This window comes from Streptomyces sp. NPDC042201, from assembly GCF_055582185.1.
This window is the reverse complement of the sequence record NZ_JBVJDS010000002.1, coordinates 247,373-267,616: the sequence shown is the minus strand read 5'-3', so window position 1 is coordinate 267,616 and position 20,244 is coordinate 247,373. Positions and strand designations below refer to the sequence as shown.

Annotated in this window: 20 protein-coding genes; 8 read left to right on the top strand and 12 right to left on the bottom strand. The window is 69.1% G+C overall.

Translation table 11 applies throughout. The features are described 5' to 3' along the window. Nucleotides 1-61: 61 nt before the first annotated feature. The 5 genes from ACZ6MZ_RS05115 to ACZ6MZ_RS05095 form a co-directional block, all read right to left on the bottom strand. Complete coding sequence (locus tag ACZ6MZ_RS05115; RefSeq protein ID WP_389677480.1) at nucleotides 62-505, bottom strand: DUF6304 family protein; 444 nt, start codon at nucleotides 503-505, stop codon at nucleotides 62-64. Between the two features lie 43 nt (nucleotides 506-548). Then, nucleotides 549-1,133, bottom strand: a complete 585-nt coding sequence (locus ACZ6MZ_RS05110) for a dihydrofolate reductase family protein (RefSeq protein ID WP_384184126.1) — start codon at nucleotides 1,131-1,133, stop codon at nucleotides 549-551. Nucleotides 1,134-1,255: 122 nt separating this feature from the next. Further along, nucleotides 1,256-1,852 carry a GNAT family N-acetyltransferase gene (locus ACZ6MZ_RS05105; RefSeq protein WP_384184123.1) on the bottom strand — a complete coding sequence of 199 codons (597 nt, stop codon included), beginning with the start codon at nucleotides 1,850-1,852 and terminating at the stop codon, nucleotides 1,256-1,258. Between the two features lie 66 nt (nucleotides 1,853-1,918). After that, on the bottom strand, nucleotides 1,919-2,959 hold the full coding sequence (locus ACZ6MZ_RS05100; RefSeq protein ID WP_384184122.1) for a family 2 encapsulin nanocompartment cargo protein polyprenyl transferase: 1,041 nt from the start codon (nucleotides 2,957-2,959) through the stop codon (nucleotides 1,919-1,921). A 146-nt stretch (nucleotides 2,960-3,105) separates the two neighbouring features. Continuing rightward, a complete protein-coding gene (locus ACZ6MZ_RS05095; RefSeq protein WP_469349891.1) occupies nucleotides 3,106-4,512 on the bottom strand; it encodes a family 2B encapsulin nanocompartment shell protein in 1,407 nt (468 codons plus the stop codon). Nucleotides 4,513-4,820: 308 nt separating this feature from the next. Here ACZ6MZ_RS05095 and ACZ6MZ_RS05090 point away from each other — a divergent pair, with 308 nt between their 5' ends. Beyond that, nucleotides 4,821-5,411, top strand: a complete 591-nt coding sequence (locus ACZ6MZ_RS05090; RefSeq protein WP_469349889.1) for an N-acetylmuramoyl-L-alanine amidase — start codon at nucleotides 4,821-4,823, stop codon at nucleotides 5,409-5,411. A 43-nt stretch (nucleotides 5,412-5,454) separates the two neighbouring features. Continuing rightward, the gene (locus tag ACZ6MZ_RS05085; RefSeq protein WP_469349887.1) at nucleotides 5,455-6,384 is read left to right on the top strand and encodes a 1-aminocyclopropane-1-carboxylate deaminase/D-cysteine desulfhydrase; all 930 of its coding nucleotides are present in this window, start codon (nucleotides 5,455-5,457) and stop codon (nucleotides 6,382-6,384) included. A gap of 18 nt (nucleotides 6,385-6,402) precedes the next feature. Here the strand turns inward: ACZ6MZ_RS05085 and ACZ6MZ_RS05080 are convergent, their stop codons facing one another. Further along, nucleotides 6,403-8,004 carry a Na+/H+ antiporter gene (locus ACZ6MZ_RS05080; protein WP_389790754.1) on the bottom strand — a complete coding sequence of 534 codons (1,602 nt, stop codon included), beginning with the start codon at nucleotides 8,002-8,004 and terminating at the stop codon, nucleotides 6,403-6,405. 35 nt (nucleotides 8,005-8,039) lie between these two features. Here ACZ6MZ_RS05080 and ACZ6MZ_RS05075 point away from each other — a divergent pair, with 35 nt between their 5' ends. The 3 genes from ACZ6MZ_RS05075 (at nucleotide 8,040) to ACZ6MZ_RS05065 (ending at nucleotide 9,925) form a co-directional block, all read left to right on the top strand. Further along, the gene (locus tag ACZ6MZ_RS05075) at nucleotides 8,040-8,300 is read left to right on the top strand and encodes a UBP-type zinc finger domain-containing protein (protein WP_469349885.1); all 261 of its coding nucleotides are present in this window, start codon (nucleotides 8,040-8,042) and stop codon (nucleotides 8,298-8,300) included. 243 nt (nucleotides 8,301-8,543) lie between these two features. Beyond that, nucleotides 8,544-8,957 carry an ATP-binding protein gene (locus ACZ6MZ_RS05070; RefSeq protein ID WP_329829332.1) on the top strand — a complete coding sequence of 138 codons (414 nt, stop codon included), beginning with the start codon at nucleotides 8,544-8,546 and terminating at the stop codon, nucleotides 8,955-8,957. A 17-nt stretch (nucleotides 8,958-8,974) separates the two neighbouring features. Beyond that, nucleotides 8,975-9,925, top strand: a complete 951-nt coding sequence (locus tag ACZ6MZ_RS05065; RefSeq protein WP_384184105.1) for an RNA polymerase sigma factor SigF — start codon at nucleotides 8,975-8,977, stop codon at nucleotides 9,923-9,925. Between the two features lie 54 nt (nucleotides 9,926-9,979). Here the strand turns inward: ACZ6MZ_RS05065 and ACZ6MZ_RS05060 are convergent, their stop codons facing one another. Then, on the bottom strand, nucleotides 9,980-10,417 hold the full coding sequence (locus tag ACZ6MZ_RS05060) for a hypothetical protein (RefSeq protein ID WP_384184102.1): 438 nt from the start codon (nucleotides 10,415-10,417) through the stop codon (nucleotides 9,980-9,982). Nucleotides 10,418-10,483: 66 nt separating this feature from the next. Between ACZ6MZ_RS05060 and ACZ6MZ_RS05055 the strand changes: the two genes are divergently transcribed. Further along, nucleotides 10,484-11,452 (top strand): diacylglycerol/lipid kinase family protein, encoded by a 969-nt coding sequence (locus ACZ6MZ_RS05055; RefSeq protein ID WP_384184099.1) that lies wholly within the window; start codon nucleotides 10,484-10,486, stop codon nucleotides 11,450-11,452. Nucleotides 11,453-11,768: 316 nt separating this feature from the next. Continuing rightward, complete coding sequence (locus tag ACZ6MZ_RS05050; protein ID WP_004937597.1) at nucleotides 11,769-12,026, top strand: WhiB family transcriptional regulator; 258 nt, start codon at nucleotides 11,769-11,771, stop codon at nucleotides 12,024-12,026. 181 nt (nucleotides 12,027-12,207) lie between these two features. Here ACZ6MZ_RS05050 and ACZ6MZ_RS05045 read toward each other — a convergent pair whose 3' ends face one another. Then, nucleotides 12,208-13,710, bottom strand: a complete 1,503-nt coding sequence (locus tag ACZ6MZ_RS05045; protein ID WP_469349882.1) for a sensor histidine kinase — start codon at nucleotides 13,708-13,710, stop codon at nucleotides 12,208-12,210. Between the two features lie 497 nt (nucleotides 13,711-14,207). On the opposite strand from ACZ6MZ_RS05045, the gene nagB reads away from it, so the two are divergent. Then, complete coding sequence (gene nagB / locus ACZ6MZ_RS05040; RefSeq protein WP_386878364.1) at nucleotides 14,208-14,990, top strand: glucosamine-6-phosphate deaminase; 783 nt, start codon at nucleotides 14,208-14,210, stop codon at nucleotides 14,988-14,990. A gap of 144 nt (nucleotides 14,991-15,134) precedes the next feature. Here nagB and ACZ6MZ_RS05035 read toward each other — a convergent pair whose 3' ends face one another. From ACZ6MZ_RS05035 to ACZ6MZ_RS05020, 4 genes are all read right to left on the bottom strand, one after another. Then, a complete protein-coding gene (locus tag ACZ6MZ_RS05035) occupies nucleotides 15,135-16,667 on the bottom strand; it encodes a glycoside hydrolase family 3 protein (RefSeq protein WP_469349879.1) in 1,533 nt (510 codons plus the stop codon). 8 nt (nucleotides 16,668-16,675) lie between these two features. Next, a complete protein-coding gene (locus ACZ6MZ_RS05030; protein ID WP_384184089.1) occupies nucleotides 16,676-17,533 on the bottom strand; it encodes a carbohydrate ABC transporter permease in 858 nt (285 codons plus the stop codon). Further along, nucleotides 17,530-18,525, bottom strand: a complete 996-nt coding sequence (locus ACZ6MZ_RS05025) for a carbohydrate ABC transporter permease (RefSeq protein WP_469349877.1) — start codon at nucleotides 18,523-18,525, stop codon at nucleotides 17,530-17,532. Before ACZ6MZ_RS05025 ends, ACZ6MZ_RS05030 begins: the two co-directional genes overlap by 4 nt. A 145-nt stretch (nucleotides 18,526-18,670) precedes the next feature. Beyond that, on the bottom strand, nucleotides 18,671-19,969 hold the full coding sequence (locus tag ACZ6MZ_RS05020; RefSeq protein ID WP_389677496.1) for a sugar ABC transporter substrate-binding protein: 1,299 nt from the start codon (nucleotides 19,967-19,969) through the stop codon (nucleotides 18,671-18,673). Between the last annotated feature and the right edge of the window lie 275 nt (nucleotides 19,970-20,244).

Sequence of the window (20,244 nt, the reverse complement as noted above, 5' to 3'; positions counted from 1 at the left end):
GGCGCTATGTGTCAGACAGGGCCTAGCCCTGAGCGGCGGCGTCCCCGCGCGCCTCACGGCGTCAGGACGCGCCCACCAGCGGCCTGCCCTCCAGCTCCGTGTCGGTCGGCAGCTGGCGCGCGATGCGGCCGAGCGCCTCCTCGAAGCCGCCTCCCGCGATTCCCGACGCGTAGGCGGCGCCGCCGCAGTGCAGCGTCAGGCTCAGCTCCGCCCGCCCGACCGGGCCCCCGCCCGACCGCTCACCGAGGGCCAGCAGACAGCTGAGCGTGGCCTGCTGGACCGTGCCGTCCGCGCTGACGGGCATCGGGATGTCCCACTCCATGACGCAGGACGCCAGAGCCTCCCCCGCCCCCACCGGCTCCAGGCCCTCGAAATCCGCCCCCTGGTACTCAACCCCTCTTATTCGGGTGCGTACTTGCTGCCCGCCGGCAGTGAGGGTGATCGCTTCCGCCCCCTGGCGGTCCCGGTACCAACCCGCCCATGAATCCGTCGACTCCGCTGTCATGGCGCGGACTGTAGCGGTACGGGTTCTTCCGCCGCAGCGTGGGTCACCGCTTCCTGGTGTACTTCCTGACGAGCACGCCGTTCCCGAAGGCTTTCACGGACTCCAGCGTGAACTCACTGATGTCGCAGTCCGCCGCGAACATCGGCATCCCGGAGCGGAGAACCAGGGGGTACGTCTTGATGACGAGCTCGTCGATCTCCTCGGTCAACTGCCCGGCGAGGTCGGCGCCGCCGCAGAGATAGATACCGAGGCCGCCCTCCTCCGCCTTGAGCTCACGGACCTTTTCGGCCACATCGCCGGAGACGATCTCGACCGCGGGGTCCGGGCTCTCCTTGATGCTCCGGGACACCACGTACTGCCGCATATGCGTGTAGGGACTGGTGACACCCATCTCCAGGGCCACGTCATAACTGGCCCGGCCCTGGATGACGGTGTCGAACCGCTGGTTCTCCAGGTCGTCGATGCCGAGGGCCTGACGGCCGTTTGTCGGCATCGTCTCCGGATAGTTCGCCTTCAGGTACGCGAAGAGCTCCTCGTCCACGAAGGGCAGGAAGCACGTCGCGTCGCCGGCGGGGTCTCCGATGAAGCCGTCGATCGACACCGCGATGTAATACGTGAGTTTGCGCAAACCGATCCTCTGGGTCACTGGACGACGGGGACGGCCGGGCACCCCTCAAGAGCGCCTGACCACTTCATCCATAGTGCTCCAGCTGTAGTGGTAACGCAAGCTCCTTTTCTACGGCGGGCCGCTCAACGACCCTGCGGTTCGCGCCACATGGGCCACATGTGCGGACCGTCCGGCAGATCGACGGTGGTCCCCGTGAAGGCGAATCCGAGCCGCTCGTAGAGACGGCTGCTGCGCTCGCTGCTCGCCTCCAGATAGGCCGGTATGCCGTCACGGTCGCAGCGCTCCAGCACCGGTTCGATCAGCGCCCGGCCGAGCCCCTTGCCCTGGTGCTCCGGGGACACCGCGATCATCAGCAGATACTCGTGCGCCCGGTCGTGCGGATGGATCGCGCCCGTCAGTCGCCCGATCAGTTCGGCCCGTTCATTGTCGGGATCGGCCGTCGCCCGCATCCGGGCCGGGGTGTCGTCCTCCTCCTCGGGCAGGCCGGCGGGCACCTGGAGCCAGAGCGCCATGGCCGTCTCGTCCTCCATGATGTCCACCCGGCCCTCGGCGAGTGCGATATCGGCGAACACCCCCAGGAACAGGCCGTGCACCTTGCGGCGATGGGCCTCGTCGGGGAACACCCAGCAGCTCACCGGGTCGTGCGCGAACGCCTCGTCCAGCAGCCGCACCAGGGTCGCCCGGTCCCCCTCCCCCGCCTGCCTGATCCCTGTGCCCATCTCCCGGCCCTCCTCCTGGATCGTCCATACGACGCTGCGATCCTAGGGTTGGCCCGGCCGGTTGTTTCAGCGGGTACGGCGCGTGACGAACTCCGCCAGGGCCAGCAGATCACCGGCGGCCGTGAGGTCGGGGACCGCCCGGGACAGCTGATGGACCGCCCGGGACATCCGGTCGGCCGCCTGGAGCTGCGCCCAGTCGCGCCCACCGGCCCGTTCGACCGCGGCGGCCGCACGCCGGACCGCGGTGGCGTCCATCGGACTCCGGTACAGCTCCGCCAGTTCCTCCGCGGCCGGGGTGCCGGAGGCCAGGGCCGCGACCACCGGCAGGGACTTCTTGTGCGCGGCCAGATCGGCGCCGACCGGCTTGCCGGTACGGTCGGGGTCGCCCCAGATCCCCATCAGATCGTCGATGAACTGGAACGCCAGCCCCGCCTCCCGGCCGAAGGCGTCCAGCGCGGCGACCTCCTCCTCCGCCGCGCCCGCGTAGAGAGCGCCGAGCGCACAGGACGTGCCCAGCAGGGCGCCCGTCTTGGCCGTCGCCATGGCGACGCACTCGTCCAGTGAGACATCGTCCGGAGCGCGCTGCTCGAAGGCGCAGTCCGCCTGCTGGCCCGCGCAGAGCTCGATGACACAGGCCGCGAGCCGGGCCGAGGCCGCGGGCGACGCCGGATGCGGGTCCTCGGCGAGCAGCCGCAGGGCGAGGGCCATCATCGCGTCACCCGCGATGATCGCGTCCGGGGTGCCGAAGACCGTCCAGGCGGTGGCGCGATGCCGCCGGGTCGGATCCTCGTCGATCACATCGTCATGGAGCAGTGTGAAGTTGTGGGCCAGTTCGACGGCGACAGCGGCCCGTACGGCGTGGAGCGGATTCCCGCCGAGCGCCCGGGCGGCGGCGAGGACGAGCGCGGGCCTGATCGTCTTGCCGGCCCGCCCGGAGGCCGGGGTGCCGTCGGCATGCTCCCAGCCGAAGTGGTACATCGCGACCCGGCGTATGGAACCGGGCAACGACTCGACGGTTGATCGCAGTTCCGGATGGACAGCGGTGCGGGTGCGCTCCAGGAGAGCCACGGCCTCATGGCCCTCGGTGGCGGCATCCGTGCTGGTCATGGTCACGGTCACTTCCTCTTGCAGCATATGTGCGGACCCCGTGCCGGTATCGGGGCCCGGATATCGAGGACCGGGGTCCGGGTGGGCGGGCCGCGCGGCCCGGCGGGCGGGCGACGGCCGGCCGGCCCACCCGGGACCGGTCGCGCTCAGCTCCAGCGGCCCACTTCGACGTTCTCCAGGATGCCGAGGGCGTCCGGCACCAGGATGGCCGCCGAGTAGTAGGCCGTGACCAGGTAGGAGATGATCGCCTGCTCGTCGATGCCCATGAAGCGGACCGACATGCTCGGCTCGATCTCGTCCGGGATACCGCTCTGCTGGAGACCGACGACCCCCTGCTCGGCCTCGCCCGTACGCATACAGATGATCGAGGTCGTCCTGGCGTCGGAGATCGGAATCTTGTTCGAGGGGAAGATCGGCACCCCCCGCCAGGCAGGCACATGATGGCCCGCGACCTCCACGCTGTCCGGGTAGATGCCTCGCTTGTTGCACTCCCGCCCGAAGGCGGCGATGGCCCGCGGATGCGCCAGGAAGAGCTTCGAGCCACGGCGGCGCGAGAGCAGCTCGTCCATGTCGTCCGGGCTCGGCCCGCCGCCGTGCGGCTGCAGCCGCTGTCCGTAGTCGCAGTTGTTGAGCAGACCGAACTCGCGGTTGTTGATCAGCTCGTGCTCCTGGCGCTCGCGCAGCGCCTCGACCGTGAGCCGCAACTGCTGCTCGGTCTGGTTCATCGGCTGGTTGTAGAGATCGGCGACCCTGCTGTGGACCTTCAGCACGGTCTGGGCGACGCTCAGCTCGTACTCACGCGGCGCCCCTTCGTAGTCCACGAACGTGTGCGGCACGACCGCCTCGCCGACATGGCCGGCGGACAGATCGATCTCCGCTTCCCCGTACTTGTTGGTCCGCTGGTGCGGTACGAACGCCAGCGACTCCAGATGGCCGCGCAGCGAGTCCGCGCGCTCCGCGAGGTTCCGCACGTCCTGCCTCGACAGCACCAGCACCGTGCACGCCGTCGCCGCGCGCGCCGTGTACTCCCAGGCGGCCTCCCCGTCCACCAGGGCCTGGTCTCCGAAGTACGCCCCGTCGGCGAGCACTTCCAGGACCGCTTCGTCCCCGTAGGGACCTGCGCCCACCTTCTCCACCCTGCCGTGCGCCAGCAGAAAGACCTGGTCCGCCGGATCACCGGTCGCGGCGAGGACCTGGCCCGCCGCGAACTCCCGCTGCTCGCAGCGGCGCGCCAGCTCGGCCAGCACGTCCTCGTCGCCATACCCCCGCAGCGCCGGCAGCTCGCCGAGCTCGGCGGGGATGACCGCCACCCGGTCCCCCGTCTGCACGAATGTCACGCGTCCGTCACCGACGGCATAACTGAGCCGGCGGTTCACCCGGTAGGTGCCGCCCTGCACCTGAACCCACGGCAGCATCCGCAGCAGCCACCGTGAGGTGATCTCCTGCATCTGCGGCACCGACTTGGTGGTGGTCGCCAGGTTCCGGGCGGCGGCCGTTCCCAGACTCTGCTGGGGCGGCGGCTGCACTGCACGGACCTCGTCACCAACCGACATGAAGTCTCCCTCTCGATCATGTGCTGACCTGCAAAGGAAAGACTTCCAGCACAGAGAGTGGATGCGCCATTACACAAATGAGTGGGACTGAATCCCGCAGGACGGGGCACAACACGCTGAGGTTCAGCCCGACGGCCCATCAGCCACCCCGCACCGCACCGAGCCACACCCCGCCCAGCCCCGCGCCCCGATGTCCGGATCCGCTCGCACACCGTACGAACAGCGGGTGACATCACGGCGCTTCGGGTATAAGCGGGACAAGATATTCCGGTACGAGACATTCCGCTCACGACCAGAAGGAGTCGGCCATGGCCACCCCTATGTCCGCGGACCGTTTCCTCGACGCGTTGCAGAACGAAGGGGTGACGGTCGTCCAGGTCGGCAACTGGCGCACCCACAACCGCAATCACAAAGGGCCCTGGGGCCCGATGCACGGCGTGATGATCCACCACACCGTCACCAAGGGCACCGCCGCCACCGTCCGTCTCTGCCGCGACGGCTACGCGGAGCTGCCGGGGCCGCTGTGTCACGGTGTCATCGCCAAGGACGGCATCGTCCATCTGGTCGGCTACGGCCGGGCGAACCACGCGGGGCTCGGCGACGACGACGTCCTGCGGGCCGTGATCGCGGAGAAGGGCCTTCCGTCGGACAACGAGGCGAACACGGACGGAAACCGGCATTTCTACGGTTTCGAGTGCGAGAACCTCGGCGACGGGAAGGACCCGTGGCCCGACGCCCAGCTGGAGGCCATCGAGAAGGCCGCGGCCGCCGTCTGCCGCTACCACGGGTGGGAAGCGCCTTCGGTGATCGGGCATCTGGAGTGGCAGCCCGGCAAGGTCGACCCCCGCGGCTTCAGCATGTCGTCCATGCGGGCCCGTATTCACGACCGTCTGAAGTGACCGCCGACCCGTCACCGGGCCCGGCGGACCCGACAATGGAGGGGTGACCTCCTCCGAAGCGCTCGATCTCACCGCCCTGCGGCCGCGGCTCCCCTCGCCGCTGCGGCCCGCCGAGGACGAGCGCTTCGCCCGCCACGGCGTACGGCTGCTGCTCAAGCGTGACGATCTGATCCATCCGGAGCTGCCGGGCAACAAGTGGCGCAAACTCGCGCCGAACCTGCGGGCCGCGGCCGCCGCCGGCCGGCGCACCCTGCTGACCTTCGGCGGCGCGTACTCCAACCATCTGCGCGCGACCGCGGCCGCCGGGCGGCTGCTGGGCTTCGCCACGGTCGGGGTCGTACGGGGACAGGAACTGGCCGGCCACCCGCTCAATCCGTCGCTCGCCCGGTGCGCGGCCGACGGGATGCGGCTGCACTTCATGGACCGCGCGACCTATCGTCGCAAGGCCGATCCCGAGGTCGTGACGGCCGTCTGCGCCCGGACGGGGCTGGAGCGCGATTCCGTGTACGTCGTGCCCGAGGGCGGCAGCAACGCGCTCGCCGTGCGGGGGTGCGCGGATCTCGGCCGGGAGCTGCGCGGTGCGGCCGGTACCGTCGCCGTCGCCTGCGGGACCGGCGGGACGCTCGCGGGGCTCGCCGCCGGACTCGGGACGGATCAGCGGGCCGTGGGTTTCCCGGTCCTCAGGGGCGGCTTCCTGGACCAGGAGGTACGGGACCTCCAGCACGCCGCGTTCGGCGGCCCCGCCGGCGACTGGCGCCTCGACGACCGCTTCCACTTCGGCGGCTTCGCCCGCACCTCTCCCCTCCTCGACGCCTTCGCCGAGGATTTCGAGGACCGGCACGGGCTTCCGGTGGAGCGTCTCTACGTCGCCAAGATGCTGTACGGCCTCACGGCCCTGGTGGAGGAGGGCGCCTTTCCGCCGGGCAGCTCCGTCGCCGCCGTCATCACCGGATGTCCCGAGCCGTCCCCTTAGTCAGTGTGGTCAGTTTGGTCAGTCGGAGCCGTCCTCCCGGTAGGCCGCCGCCTCCTCCAGGTCCAGCCTCCGCAGCAGCGTCCGCATCATCTCGTCGTCGATCCGCCGCCGGTCCCGCAGCTCCACGAACACCGCGCGCTCCGCCGCGATCATCTCCCCCGACAGCCGCCGGTAGGTATCGTCCGCCGACTCCCCCGTCATCTCGTTGACCGTCCCGAGCCGCTCCCAGACCGCGTTCCTGCGACGCTCCAGCACGTCACGGAGCCGCTGGGCCAGTGGCTCCGGCAGCGCGTTGCGCTCATCGGCCAGCAGCTCGTCCAGCCGCCGTTCCGCCGCCAGGGACGCCTCGCTCTGCGCCTGCGCCTCGGCCAGCGTCTCGGCCTGCAGGTCGCGCCCCGGCAGCTTCAGCAGCCGGATCAGCGGCGGCAGCGTGAGCCCCTGCACGACCAGCGTGCCGATGACGGTCGTGAAGGTCAGGAACAGCACGAGATTGCGCCCGGGGAACGGCTGGTGGTTGTGCAGCGTCACCGGAATGGAGAAGGCGATGGCCAGCGACACCACTCCGCGCATACCGGACCAGCCGACGATCAGCGGCGCGGTCCAGGTGACCCCCGGCTCGCGTTCCCTGATTCTCGGAAACAGCGCGCGCGGCAGGAAAGTCGCCGGAAAGACCCAGATGAATCTGACCACCACCACCGCCACGAAGACGCCGACGGCGTACAGCAGGGCCTGCCAGACCCCGTACTGCCCGAGCCCCCGCAGAACGAATGGCAGTTGCAGTCCGATCAGCGCGAAGACCACCGACTCCAGGACGAAGGCGACCATCTTCCACACCGCGGCCTCCTGGAGCCGGGTCGCGAAGTCCACCTGCCAGGCGCGGTGTCCGAGATAGAGCGCGACCACCACGACGGCCAGCACCCCCGACGCCCCCACCTCTTCGGCCAGCGCGTAGGCGAGGAAGGGGATCAGCAGCGAGAGGGTGTTCTGCAGCAGGGCGTCGGTCAGATGCGTACGCAGCCAGTGCAGCGGCACCATCAGCACCAGCCCCACACCGACCCCGCCGAGCGACGCCAGCGCGAATTCCTCGACGCCACCGGCCCAGCTCGCCCCCTCGCCGACCGCGGCGGCCAGCGCCACCTTGAACGCGGTGATCGCGGTCGCGTCGTTCACCAGCGACTCACCCTGAAGGATGGAGGTGATCCGGTTCGGCAGTCCCAGTCTGCGGGCGATGGCCGTGGCCGCCACCGCGTCCGGCGGCGCGATGACGGCGCCCAGCACCAGGGCCACGGTCAGCGGCAGACCGGGCACCAGCAGATAGGTGAGCCAGCCGACGGCGAGGGTCGCGAAGAGGACATAGCCGATGGAGAGCAGGGCGATCGGCCGGATGTTCGCCCGCAGATCGAGGTACGAACTGTCCACCGCGGCCGTGTACAGCAGGGGTGGCAGCAGCAGCGGCAGCACGATGTGCGGATCGAGCGTGTAGTCCGGCACGCCCGGCACATACGCGGCGATCAGCCCCACGGTCACCAGCAGCAGCGGCGCGGCCACCGGTGTCCTGCGGGCCGCGCCGGCAATCGCCGCGCTGGCCGCCACCAGCGCGACCAGCTGCAATACGTCCATTCCACCGTCCTCACGCGCGTCGTAACCTGGTCATCATGAGCGAGTGCCCCCACATCGCGGAACTGCCGCGCCCCGAGCCCGCGCCGCAGGGCGAGACCTGCTCCGAGTGCCTGGCGGCCGGCAGCAATCCCGTTCAGTTGCGGTTCTGCCTCGTGTGCGGCCAGGTCGGCTGCTGCGACTCCTCGCCGCACCAGCACGCCACGCAGCACTACAAGGACACGGGCCATGCGGTGATGCGGACGTTCGAGCCCGGTCAGAACTGGCGGTGGTGCTTTGTGGACGGTTCGATCGTCTGACGCCTGGGTACGTCAACCCTTCGCCGGTTCTTCGCAATTGGGCCCCACAGACCCCTGGGTGCTTTCCGTGCCCATATGCTTACCATGAGTGACAGGTGTCGGGCGGGGGCCCGGCGACAGGGCACCATGGATCGCGATAGCGTCGCCAGTCCAGACCGGCTACGTACCGAACACGTACCGCAAGGCTCCGGGACATGTCCTGTCCCGGGGCCCTGAAGAGCTTGTGCCACCTTGGAGGTGAGGGTGTCCCAGATCGCAGGCGAGCCCGGGACTCAGGACTTCGTGGAAGTCCGGCTGCCCGCTGCGGGTGCCTACCTGTCCGTGCTGCGTACGGCCACGGCCGGCCTCGCGGCGCGTTTGGACTTCACCCTCGACGAGATCGAGGACCTCCGCATCGCGGTGGACGAGGCCTGCGCGATCCTGCTTCAGCAGGCCGTACCGGGCTCCGTCCTCAGCTGTGTCTTCCGCCTCGTCGAGGACTCACTCGAAGTGACCGTCTCGGCCCCCACCACCGACGGACGCGCTCCGGAACGCGACACGTTCGCCTGGACGGTGCTGTCGGCGCTGGCCGGCAAGGTCGAATCGACCGTCGCCGAGGACCGCACGGTCACCATCAGCCTCTACAAACAGCGCGGCGCGGGACCTGGGCCGGCGTGAGGAACGGGGACGGTCCGATGCGTGACGAGGGGCGCATCCCACGGGAGCCCGGGGGAGGGCACGAAGCTCCGGTGGAGCCGGTGCTCGCCCCGGCGGGCATCCCGGAGCAGCAGGCCCGTCCCCACCCGGAGGACGGGGTTGACGGCCAGACGGCCGCGGCGGAGCAGGCGCAGGCAGAGCGGGCGGCCTTTATGAGCGAGCAACACCACGATCCACATGACCGCAGCGGGGCACGGGCGATGTTCATCGAGCTGCGCGAGCTGCCCGACGGCTCGGCGGCTCGGGCGGACCTCCGCAACCAGCTGGTGCGGATGCATCTGCCGCTGGTCGAGCATCTCGCGAGACGGTTCCGCAACCGCGGCGAGCCGCTCGACGATCTGACGCAGGTCGCGACCATCGGCCTGATCAAGTCGGTGGACCGGTTCGATCCGGACCGCGGTGTCGAGTTCTCGACATACGCGACACCGACGGTCGTGGGCGAGATCAAGCGGCATTTCCGGGACAAGGGCTGGGCGGTGCGGGTGCCGCGGCGGCTCCAGGAGCTGCGTCTCTCACTGACGACGGCCACCGCCGAGCTGTCGCAGCAGCACGGCCGTTCGCCCACGGTCCATGAGCTGGCGGAGCGGCTGGGCATCTCGGAGGAAGAGGTCCTGGAGGGCCTGGAGTCCGCCAACGCGTACTCCACGCTGTCGCTGGACGTCCCGGACACGGACGACGAGTCACCGGCGGTCGCGGACACGCTGGGCTCCGAGGACGAGGCGCTGGAGGGCGTCGAGTACCGGGAGTCCCTCAAGCCGCTGCTGGAGGATCTTCCGCCGCGGGAGAAGCGGATTCTGCTGCTCCGCTTCTTCGGCAATATGACCCAGTCGCAGATCGCGCAGGAGGTCGGCATCTCCCAGATGCATGTCTCGCGTCTGCTGGCGCGCACGCTGGCGCAGCTGCGCGAGCGGCTGCTCGTGGAGGAGTAGGCCGGAGGAGCAGGCCGGAGAAGGAAACCCGAGAGGCAGGCGGCCGGCCCGGTCTCAGCGCCGGGAGTCGTCGGCCGGGCGGCCGATGCCCAGCGCCTCGGTCGTCGTCGGGTTGACCACCAGGACCAGGCCCGTCACGGCGACCACCGCGAGCGCGATCCCGGCCGGGATCAGCCCGCCCGAGGAGGTCAGCAGCGTGTAGGCGACCGGCAGGGCCATGATCTGGGTGATCAGCGCGGGCCCCCGGCTCCAGCCGCGGCACAGCAGCAGACCGCGCGCGGCGATCAGCGGGATGACCCCGAGCGCGATCAGGGTGAGACCGCCCATCTCCGCCTGCTCCGGGCGGTCGGGCCGTCCCAGCAACCCCATCACCAGGAGATACACACCGCCGACGATCAGCGCCAGGGCTTCGAGCCCACAGGCGCCGGCCGCCACGGTCAGGCGCGGGGGACGCGGGGACGGTACAGGGGTGGTCCGCTCACTGCTGCTCACCCCTGCAGGGTAGCCGCCGCTGTACCGGGGACGACCCTCCGTCGTCCGGCCGGTAATCTGCTGGGCATGCGCGCACTCCTTGTGGTCAATCCGGCAGCAACCACCACCAGTGCCCGCACCCGCGACGTATTGATCCACGCGCTCGCCAGCGAGATGAAGCTGGAGGCGGTGACGACGGAGTACCGCGGCCACGCTCGCGATCTGGGCCGGCGGGCCGCCGATTCCGACGACATCGAGATGGTCGTCGCCCTCGGCGGGGACGGCACGGTCAATGAGGTCGTGAACGGTCTGCTGCACAACGGCCCCGATCCCGACCGGCTGCCACGCCTCGCGGTCGTCCCCGGCGGCTCGACCAATGTCTTCGCCCGCGCGCTCGGGCTGCCCAATGACGCGGTGGAGGCGACCGGCGCGATTCTCGACGCGCTCGCGCTGCGAAGCGAACGTACGGTCGGTCTGGGACTGGCGGCCGGGACGCCCGGCACGGAAGACGAGTCGGTGCCGTCCCGCTGGTTCACTTTCTGCGCCGGATTCGGATTCGACGCCGGGGTGGTCGGCCGAGTCGAACAACAGCGGGAGCGCGGGAAGCGGTCGACGCACGCCCTCTATGTGCGCCAGGTGGTACGCCAGTTCCTGGAGGAACCGCACCGCCGGCATGGGATGATCACTCTTGAGCGCCCCGGCCGTGACCCGGTCAAGGACCTCGTGCTGTCCATAGTCTGCAATACCTCGCCCTATACCTACCTGGGCAATCGTCCGATGTACGCGTCTCCCGGGGCCTCCTTCGACACGGCCCTGGATGTGCTCGGACTGAGCAAATTGTCCACCCCGGCAGTGGCTCGGTACGCGACTCAATTGCTCACTTCGACCCCCGATCGGGGCCCTCATGGGCGGCATGCCGTCTCTCTTCATGACCTGACGGACTTCACCTTGCATTCCAAGGCGCCCCTCCCCTTCCAGATGGACGGCGACCACCTCGGACTGCGCACGAGCGTGACGTTCACAGGCGTACGCCGTGCACTGCGTGTGATTGTGTGAGTGGAAGGGGCCAAAGTCCTTTCACTCGAACGTTTAGGCTGGCATCCACCCCATGGAAGTACGGCTGTGACCTAGTCGACACCGAGGAATCAAAAAAAACTTTCCAGAAGGGGTTGTATCCGCAGCCGAGGTTTGCGAATCTCTACTTGGCGCTCGGGACGGCCCGCAACATCGGCCTCCCTGAGAACCAGAACCCCTCCTCGAACCAAGGACCACACCAGTCTGTCTGGTGTGCGGCCCTTCCCTTGTCGAGGGATTCGTGAAAGCGTTCACATTCACAAGCAATCTGTATGTAATACCAAGAGAGGTAGCAGCCATGGACTGGCGTCACAACGCCGTTTGCCGCGAGGAAGACCCCGAGCTCTTCTTCCCCATCGGCAACACCGGTCCTGCGCTGCTGCAGATCGAGGAAGCCAAGGCCGTCTGCCGTCGCTGCCCCGTCATGGAGCAGTGCCTGCAGTGGGCGCTCGAGTCCGGCCAGGACTCGGGTGTCTGGGGTGGCCTCAGCGAGGACGAGCGCCGCGCTATGAAGCGTCGCGCCGCTCGCAACCGGGCGCGTAACGCGACCGCCTGATCCACCCTGAACGAGCTTGAGGCCGGCGGAGCGTACAGCGTGTACGCATAGTCCCGCCCTTGAAACGCAGCGCGCAGTACCCCCGATGCGCATCGCAATATGAGCTTCGAGCCGAGCCCCGGACCGTCACCACGGTCCGGGGCTCGATGCTGTGCGGACCGCGATCCCGTCCGGCGCGCGACTACTTCTGTGGCTCCACCGGAATGTCGAGCACCACATGCGTACCGCGCACCGGCGCCCGCACCATGTCGAAGCCGCCGCCCAACTCCCCTTCCACCAGGGTCCGTACGATCTGCAGCCCCAGATTTCCGGCCCGCTGCGGATCGAATCCCTCGGGCAGTCCGCGCCCGTCGTCCTGAACGGTGATCAGCAACCGGGCGTCCGAGCGGGAACCCTCCCCCCGCTTCACCGGCGATTCACCGCTGCGGATCGCCGAGACCTCGACCCGGCCCTGGTCCCCCGGCGCGAAGGCGTGTTCCAGCGCGTTCTGGAGAATTTCGGTGAGCACCATCGAGAGCGGGGTGGCCACTTCGGCGTCGAGAATGCCGAACCTGCCCGTGCGGCGGCAGACGACTTTGCCCGGGGAGATCTCGGCGACCATCGCCAGCACGCGGTCGACGATCTCGTCGAATTCGACGCGCTCGTCCAAATTCTGGGACAACGTCTCGTGAACGATCGCGATCGAACCGACGCGCCGTACCGCCTCGTTGAGGGCTTCCCTGCCCTGCGGGGAATCCATCCGCCGGGCTTGGAGCCTGAGCAGCGCGGCTACCGTCTGGAGGTTGTTCTTCACCCGGTGGTGGATTTCCCGGATGGTGGCGTCCTTCGTAATCAACTCGCGCTCGCGGCGCCGGAGTTCGGTGACATCACGGAGCAGCACCAGCGAGCCGATCCGGGTGCCCTTCGGCTTGAGCGGAATGGCGCGCAGCTGGATGACACCGCCGCTGCCCTCCACCTCGGTCTCCCGGGGGGCGTAGCCGCTGGCCAGTTTCACCATGGCCTCGTCCACCGGGCCACGGGCGGGAGCCAGTTCGTCCGTGGTCCTGCCGAGGTGATGTCCCACCAGGTCGGACGCGAGTCCCAGCCGGTGATACGCGGAGAGGGCATTGGGGCTGGCGTACTGGACGACACCGTCGGCGTCGAGCCGGATCAGTCCGTCGCCAACGCGCGGGGAGGCGTCCATGTCGACCTGCTGACCGGGGAACGGGAAGGACCCGGCCGCGATCATCTGGGCCAGATCGGAGGCCGACTGGAGATAGGTCAGCTCCAGCCGGCTGGGGGTGCGGACGGTGAGCAGATTGGTGTTGCGCGCGATGACGCCGAGGACGCGGCCGTCGCGGCGTACGGGGATGGACTCGACCCGTACGGGCACCTCCTCGCGCCACTCGGGGTCGCCCTCCCGGACGATCCGCCCTTCGTCGAGCGCCGCGTCGAGCAGCGGCCGGCGGCCGCGCGGGACGAGATGGCCGACCATGTCGTCCTGGTAGGAGGTGGGGCCGGTGTTGGGGCGCATCTGGGCGACGGACACATAGCGGGTGCCGTCGCGGGTGGGAACCCAGAGCACCAGGTCGGCGAAGGACAGGTCGGAGAGCAGCTGCCACTCCGAGACCAGCAGATGGAGCCACTCGAGGTCGGATTCACTGAGGGCTGTGTGCTGGCGTACGAGGTCGTTCATGGAGGGCACACAGGGAGCGTACTCGCGGTATGAACCAGGACGAACCATGGTCGGTCCCGGCGGGAGCGGCGGGAAATAGGCCGCCCGCACGCATGGACAGGGCAGAATGGTCTAGTCCACAATGATGAGGTAAAGCCTCCACCCTCCCCGCACAGGAGGGCGGAACGAGGTACCCGGCGCTCTCTGCCCTGACTGCGCCGGCGCCTCTCCCACGGCCACGCGGGACCGCACTCCCGCCGGCCGTAGCAACTCCGGGCTGCGGTGCCGGACGGGCCGAGGGTCTCGTCGCGGCGCCGCGGCCCGCGGGTGACTTCCCTCGCGACGGCCGCCCCGCCCTGACGGCGCCGCCCCTCCCGTCACCGGGCCCCGGAAGACCTCCCCGGCCCCGCCCGGCCGCCCCGCGCCCGCCTCGCCCCGTACCCCCGGCAGCCCCTGATCGTTCTTACGCCTCTGCTACATTGGTCTATACCACAACAGTCGCATCATCAGACCGGCAGGGGCCCAGCGTGGAAGTTGTCATCGTCCAGGACGCCACGGCAGGCGGCGAACTCATCGCGGACAGCATCGCCGCCCTGCTGCGCCGCAAGCCCGACGCCCTGCTCGGCGTGGCCACGGGATCGACCCCGCTGCCCATCTACCAGGCGCTGACGGCCACGGTCCGCTCCGGCGCCGTGGACGCCTCTGCCGCGCGCATCGCGCAGCTCGACGAGTACGTGGGGCTGCCGTCCGGCCACCCCGAGTCGTACCGCTCGGTCGTCCTGCGCGAGGTCGTGGAGCCGCTGGGGCTGAGCGAAAGCTCCTTCCTCGGCCCCGACGGCACCGCCGAGGACGTCCAGGCGGCGTGCGAGGCGTACGACCGCGCGCTCGCCGAGGCCGGCGGAATCGATCTCCAGCTGCTCGGCATCGGTACGGACGGGCACATCGGCTTCAACGAGCCGTGCTCCTCGCTCGCCTCGCGCACCCGGATCAAGACGCTGACGCGGCAGACCCGGGAGGACAACGCCCGGTTCTTCGACAGCCTGGACGAGGTGCCGCACCACGTCATCACCCAGGGCATCGGGACCATCCTGGAGGCCCGCCACCTGGTGCTGCTGGCCACGGGTGAGGGCAAGGCCGAGGCCGTGGCGCAGGCCGTCGAGGGTCCGGTCGCCGCGCTGGTGCCCGCCTCGGCGCTGCAGCTGCACCCGCACGCCACCGTGGTCGTCGACGAAGCGGCGGCGTCCAAGCTGAAGCTCGCCGACTACTTCCGCGCCACCTACGCCACCAAGCCGGAGTGGCAGGGCATCTAGAGGGTCTCCGGCGCCCGCACGGCAGCGCCCGCACGCACGGCGCAAAGAAACGGTGCCGGGCCGCCCACGAGGGGCGGCCCGGCACCGTTTCCGTCCGTCCCGGCCGGGGCGCGTCACCGGCCAGGACTCGTCATCGGCCGGAACTCAGTCCGTGCGGCCCGCGATGATCTCCGCCGCCGCCAGTCCGCACACCCGCGCCGCGCCGTGCGTCGCGATGTGCAGGACCCCCCTCGGCTCCGCCTCGTTCACCCCCATCTCCACCACGACCGTCTCCGGCCGGGCGGCGATCAGGGCGTCCAGGGCGTCCGACATCCAGACATGCCGGTGGAGATCGCGTACGACGGCGACGATCGTGCGCCCGTCCGCCGCCGCGAGCACCTTCGCGACCAGCGCGCCGGTGTCCGTGCCCGCGATTCCGGCGCCGTTGTACGCGCCCGTCTCCGTGCCGGGCAGCAGGCGCCCCAGCTCCGCGGCGACGCCCCACGGGGTCTCGTCCCCGACGGCGATGTTCGCGACCGGGGTGAAGGCGGCGACGTACGGCGCGCTGTCGAGCGGCCGCACCGTCCCCGTCACCCGCAGCGCGCGCCGGGCCGCGACCAGTCCGATAGCGGTGCCGGGCGTGGTCCCCTCCTGTGAAGCCGCGCCCGGCTCCGAAGCCCCCCTGACCCGAAGTGTCCAGTCGGCGAGGGCGCGCACCCGCGCGGCCGCGTCGACCAGTCGCTCCTCGGGCAGTTCGCCGTCCCGTACCGCCGCCACCAGCGCGTCGCGCAGCCGCAGTACGGTCTCCTCGTCCGCCAGGCCGCCGCCGACACAGATGGCGTCGGCGCCTGCCGCGATGGCGAGGACCGAGCCGCGCTCGATTCCGTACGTCGAGGCGATGGCCTGCATCTCCATGCCGTCGGTGACGATCAGGCCGTCGAAGCCCAGCTCCTCGCGCAGCAGACCGGTGAGGATCTGCGGGCTCAGGGTCGCCGGGCGGTTCGGGTCGAGCGCGGGAAGCAGGATATGCGCACTCATGACGGATTTGGAACCCGCCGTGATGGCCGCGCGGAAAGGCAGCAGGTCACGGGCGTGCAGCGTGTCCAGACCCACGTCGATACGGGGCATCGAGTGGTGCGAGTCCACCGCGGTGTCGCCATGGCCGGGGAAGTGCTTGGTGCAGGCGGCGACACCGGCGCTCTGCAGGCCTTCCACGTACGCGGCGGTGTGCCGGGCCACCAGTTCGGGATCGGCGCCGAAGGACCGTACCCCGATGACCGGGTTGTCGCGGTTGGAGTTGACGTCCGCGGAGGGGGCCCAGTTGAGGTTGACCCCGCACTCGGCGAGCCGCCGGCCGAGCTCCCTGGCGACGTCCCGGGTGAGGTCCAGGTCGTCGACCGTCCCGAGGGCGTAGTTGCCCGGGAAGGAGGAGCCGTGCCGGACCTCCAGCCGGGTGACGTCGCCGCCCTCCTCGTCGATCGCGACGAGGACGTCGTCCCGCTCGGCCCGCAGGCGCGCGGTGAGCGCGGCGAGCTGCTCGGGCGAGGCGATGTTGCGGCCGAACAGGCCGACGGAGGAGAGGCCCTCGCCGATGTGCCGCAGCAGCCAGTCCGGGGCGGTGGTGCCGAGGAAGCCGGGCTGGAGGACGGCGAGGGCGTCGCGGGTCAGGGTGTCCGTACTGCTTACGAGCGTCGTCATCGGCGGTCCTAACCCTTCACTGCGCCGGAAGTGAGGCCGGTGGCCATGTACTTCTGCACCAAGAGGAAGAAGGCCACGACCGGGATGGCGATCAGGGTCGAAGCGGCCATCAGAGCTCCGTAGTCGATGCCACGCGAGGTGGTGAAGTTCATCAGCCACACGTTCAGCGTGTATTTGTCGTTGTCCTGGAGCACCACATAGGCGAGGAGGTACTCGTTCCACGCGGTGATCAGGGAGAAGATCGCCGCGGCGGCGAGGCCGGGGGCGAGCAGCGGGAACGTCACCCGCCAGAAGGCTCCCATCCGGCTGCAGCCGTCCACCATCGCGGACTCCTCGAGCTCCGGCGGGATGTTGACGATGAAGCCGCGGATCATCCAGGTCGCGAAGGGCAGGGTCGAGACGAGATAGATGACGATGACGCCCCAGTACTCGTTCAGCCCGCCCAGGTCGTTGAGCTGGATGTAGATGGGGATCAGCATCGCGGTCGGCGGGAGCAGCTGCACGACGAGCAGCACGATCATGAAGAACTTCCGGCCGCGGAACTTGAACCGGCCGATGGCGAAGGCGGCGATGGTGGCGAGCAGCATGCCGCCGAGGACCGCGACGCCGCACACGATCAGGCTGGACTCGATGGCCGTGCCGAAGTTCGGCTGGTTCACGGCCCGCTGGAAGTTGTCGAAGGTGATCGACGAGGGCCAGAGGGTCTGGTCGTAACTGCGGATCTCGTGGTTCGGCCGCAGCGAGCTGATGATCAGCCAGTACACCGGGAAGGCCATGAGGACGAACACGCCCAGGCCCAGGATGTTGTAGACGAGCCGGTTCTTCTTACGGTCCGGTCGCAGGACCTGGGGGGTGGCGGCGCTCACTCGACCTCTCCGATCTTGAGCAGCTGGCGCAGGTAGTACACGGCGACGCCGGACAGCAGCAGGACCGTGATGAGCGAGATGGCCGCGCCCTGGCTGAACGAGTTGGACTCGAATGCCTTCTCGAACGAGTAGATGCCGAGGACCGAGTACTCCGGCTCCGGCTTGTTGCCGCGGATCAGGAAGATCTGGCCGAAGACATTGAAGTCCCAGAGGACGGACAGGGTGGCCACCATCTGGAACACCGGCTTGATGACCGGCCAGGTCACATAGCGGAAGACTCCCGCCACGCCGGCCCCGTCGAGGGACGCGGCCTCCTCCAGCTCCCGGGGGACCTGGGTCAGCGCCGCGTAGAGCGTGACGGCGACGAAGGGGATGGCGCCCCAGACGACGACCGCGCCGATGATGAGGAAGCCCTGCTTGGGGTCGAGGAACCAGTTGTGACCCTGGGCGTCCACCCCGAGGTACTTGGTCAGCACCATGTTCAGGACGCCGTAGTCGGAGTCGGCGAACCACCGGAAGATGGAGGTCGCCACCAGCAGGGGCATCGACCAGGCGGCGACCAGGGCGGCGGTGAGCAGCAGCCGCACCCAGGTGTCCATGCGCTGCATGATCATGGAGATGCCGAGCCCGATGACCATGGTGGCCACCACACAGGCGATCATGAAGACAATGGTCCGCTGGACGACGGCCCAGAACTCGCCGTCACCGAGGATCTCGGTGAACTGGTCGAAGCCCACCCAGGGGGCGGGGTCTCCGGTCCACAGCTCACGGCGGCCGACGTCCTGGAAGGACATGATGACCGTCTTCACGAACGGCCAGACGAAGACGGCGGCTATCGCGGCGAACGCGGGGGCGATCAGAAGATACGGCAGCAGTGCCCCGGACTTGCGTGGCTTGCGCGGCGCGTCCTCGGGCGGCTGAGGGCCGATCTCTTCGGTGACCCGTGCGATGGACACCGGCGGGTCGGCTGCTTTCATGTCGGCGGCACTCACTGTGCTGGCCTTCCGTTCGGACCTGGTACCGGAGGACGGGGGGCGACGGACCCGGAATCGGTCCCGCCACCCCCCGCGTGCGATCAACAGAGTCTCCACAGAGCCGGAGACTCACGAACTCGGCGGGCTCAGCGGCCCGGCGGGCTCAGGACTCTTCGTTGATCAGCTCGTTGATCTCCGCGTCGGCCGCCTTCGTGGCCTCGGCTACCGACTTGCCCTTGATGATGTCCAGCAGCATGACCTCGAGGATTTCCTTCTTCTCGATGGCCGTCCAGCCCGGGGCGATCGGGGTGAACCACGCGTCGGGGACGGCGTTCGCGATCGGCGCGGTCTCCGGCTTCGCCTTCAGCGGCTCCAGCTGCTTGGTGTTGTTCGGCAGGATGTTCTTGGAGACGAGCACCTCCTGCGACTTGCCGCTCGTGAAGGCCGCGATCCACTCCTCGGCGAGGTCCTGGACCTTGGACTTGGAGATGGTGGCGAGGTCGGAACCGCCGATGAAGGACGGCAGGACCTTGCCGTCGGGGCCGGGCATACCGGCTGTCCCGATCTTGTCCTTCAGCTTCGGGTTGCCGTTCGCGGCGGAGTCGACGACGCTGCCGGCCTCCCAGCCGTTGCCGTAGAGAAGCGCGGTCTTCTCGTTGGCCATGACGTTGGCGTGATCCGCCTCGTCCTTGGTCTTGTCGCCGTGGTTGTACTTGTTCACCAGGTCGACGAAGTGCTGGATGCCCTTCTGGGCCTCCGGGGTGGAGAGGCTGGCCTTCCACTCCTTCGCGCCCTCGTCGTACGCGGCTATCTGGCCGCCGTACGCCGCGACGTAGGACATGGCCGCGTACCAGTAGCGGCCCGGCAGGTAGAGCGGCGAGAAGGCCTTGTCCTTGCCGTACTTGGCGCCGACCTTGTCGAGCGCCGCGGTCAGCTCGGCCTCGGTGGTGGGCAGCTGGTCCGAGCCGGTACCGGCCTTGAACATGTCCTTGTTGTAGATCGCCACTCGCGCACCGGCGTAGTAGGGCACGCAGAACTGCTTGCCCTCGAAGGAGCAGGTGTCCTTCAGGCCCTTGATCCAGGTGTCCGAGTTCTCGTACTTCTTCGGGTCGATCTCGCCGAGTGCCCCGTTGAGGATGTACGTCATGGTCTCGGTGTTGCCGAGCTCGACGACATCCGGGTACTTGTCGCCGGCGAGCGCCGCGTCGAGCTTCTTGGCCTTGTCCGCCCACTGCTGGTACTGGATCTTGACCTGGACGTTCGGGTACTTCTCCTTGAACTGCGCGTTGACGTCCTTGACCAGCTCCGGCCAGGTGCTCTGCGCGTCCGACATCAGCCAGACGGTCAGCGTCTCCTTACGGTCCTTGGGATCCTTCGACGCTGTGCTGTCATCCGAGCCACACGCGGCAATACTGACCAACATGCCCGCGACGCCGACCGCCGCGATGAGCTTGCGCTTCACGCCACCCTCCTCAGGGATGCCTGCAACCCCTGCCCACCGCGAAGACTTACGACGAGTACTGCTGGGGCTGGGACCTGGTCTTTAATGGTTTAGACCAGTACGGGGAGCTTGGCCTAGACCTTTAGGGGTGTCAAGGGTGTATAAGAAGGGCAGTCCTGTCCGTTATCGGACCGACACCTGAGGGAGGGCGACGACCCGTGACCGGACCGTGCCACCATGTGAGCCGCGACAGACGGAGGAGCCGGTGACGGCAGCAGCACAGGAGTCGGGGAGGC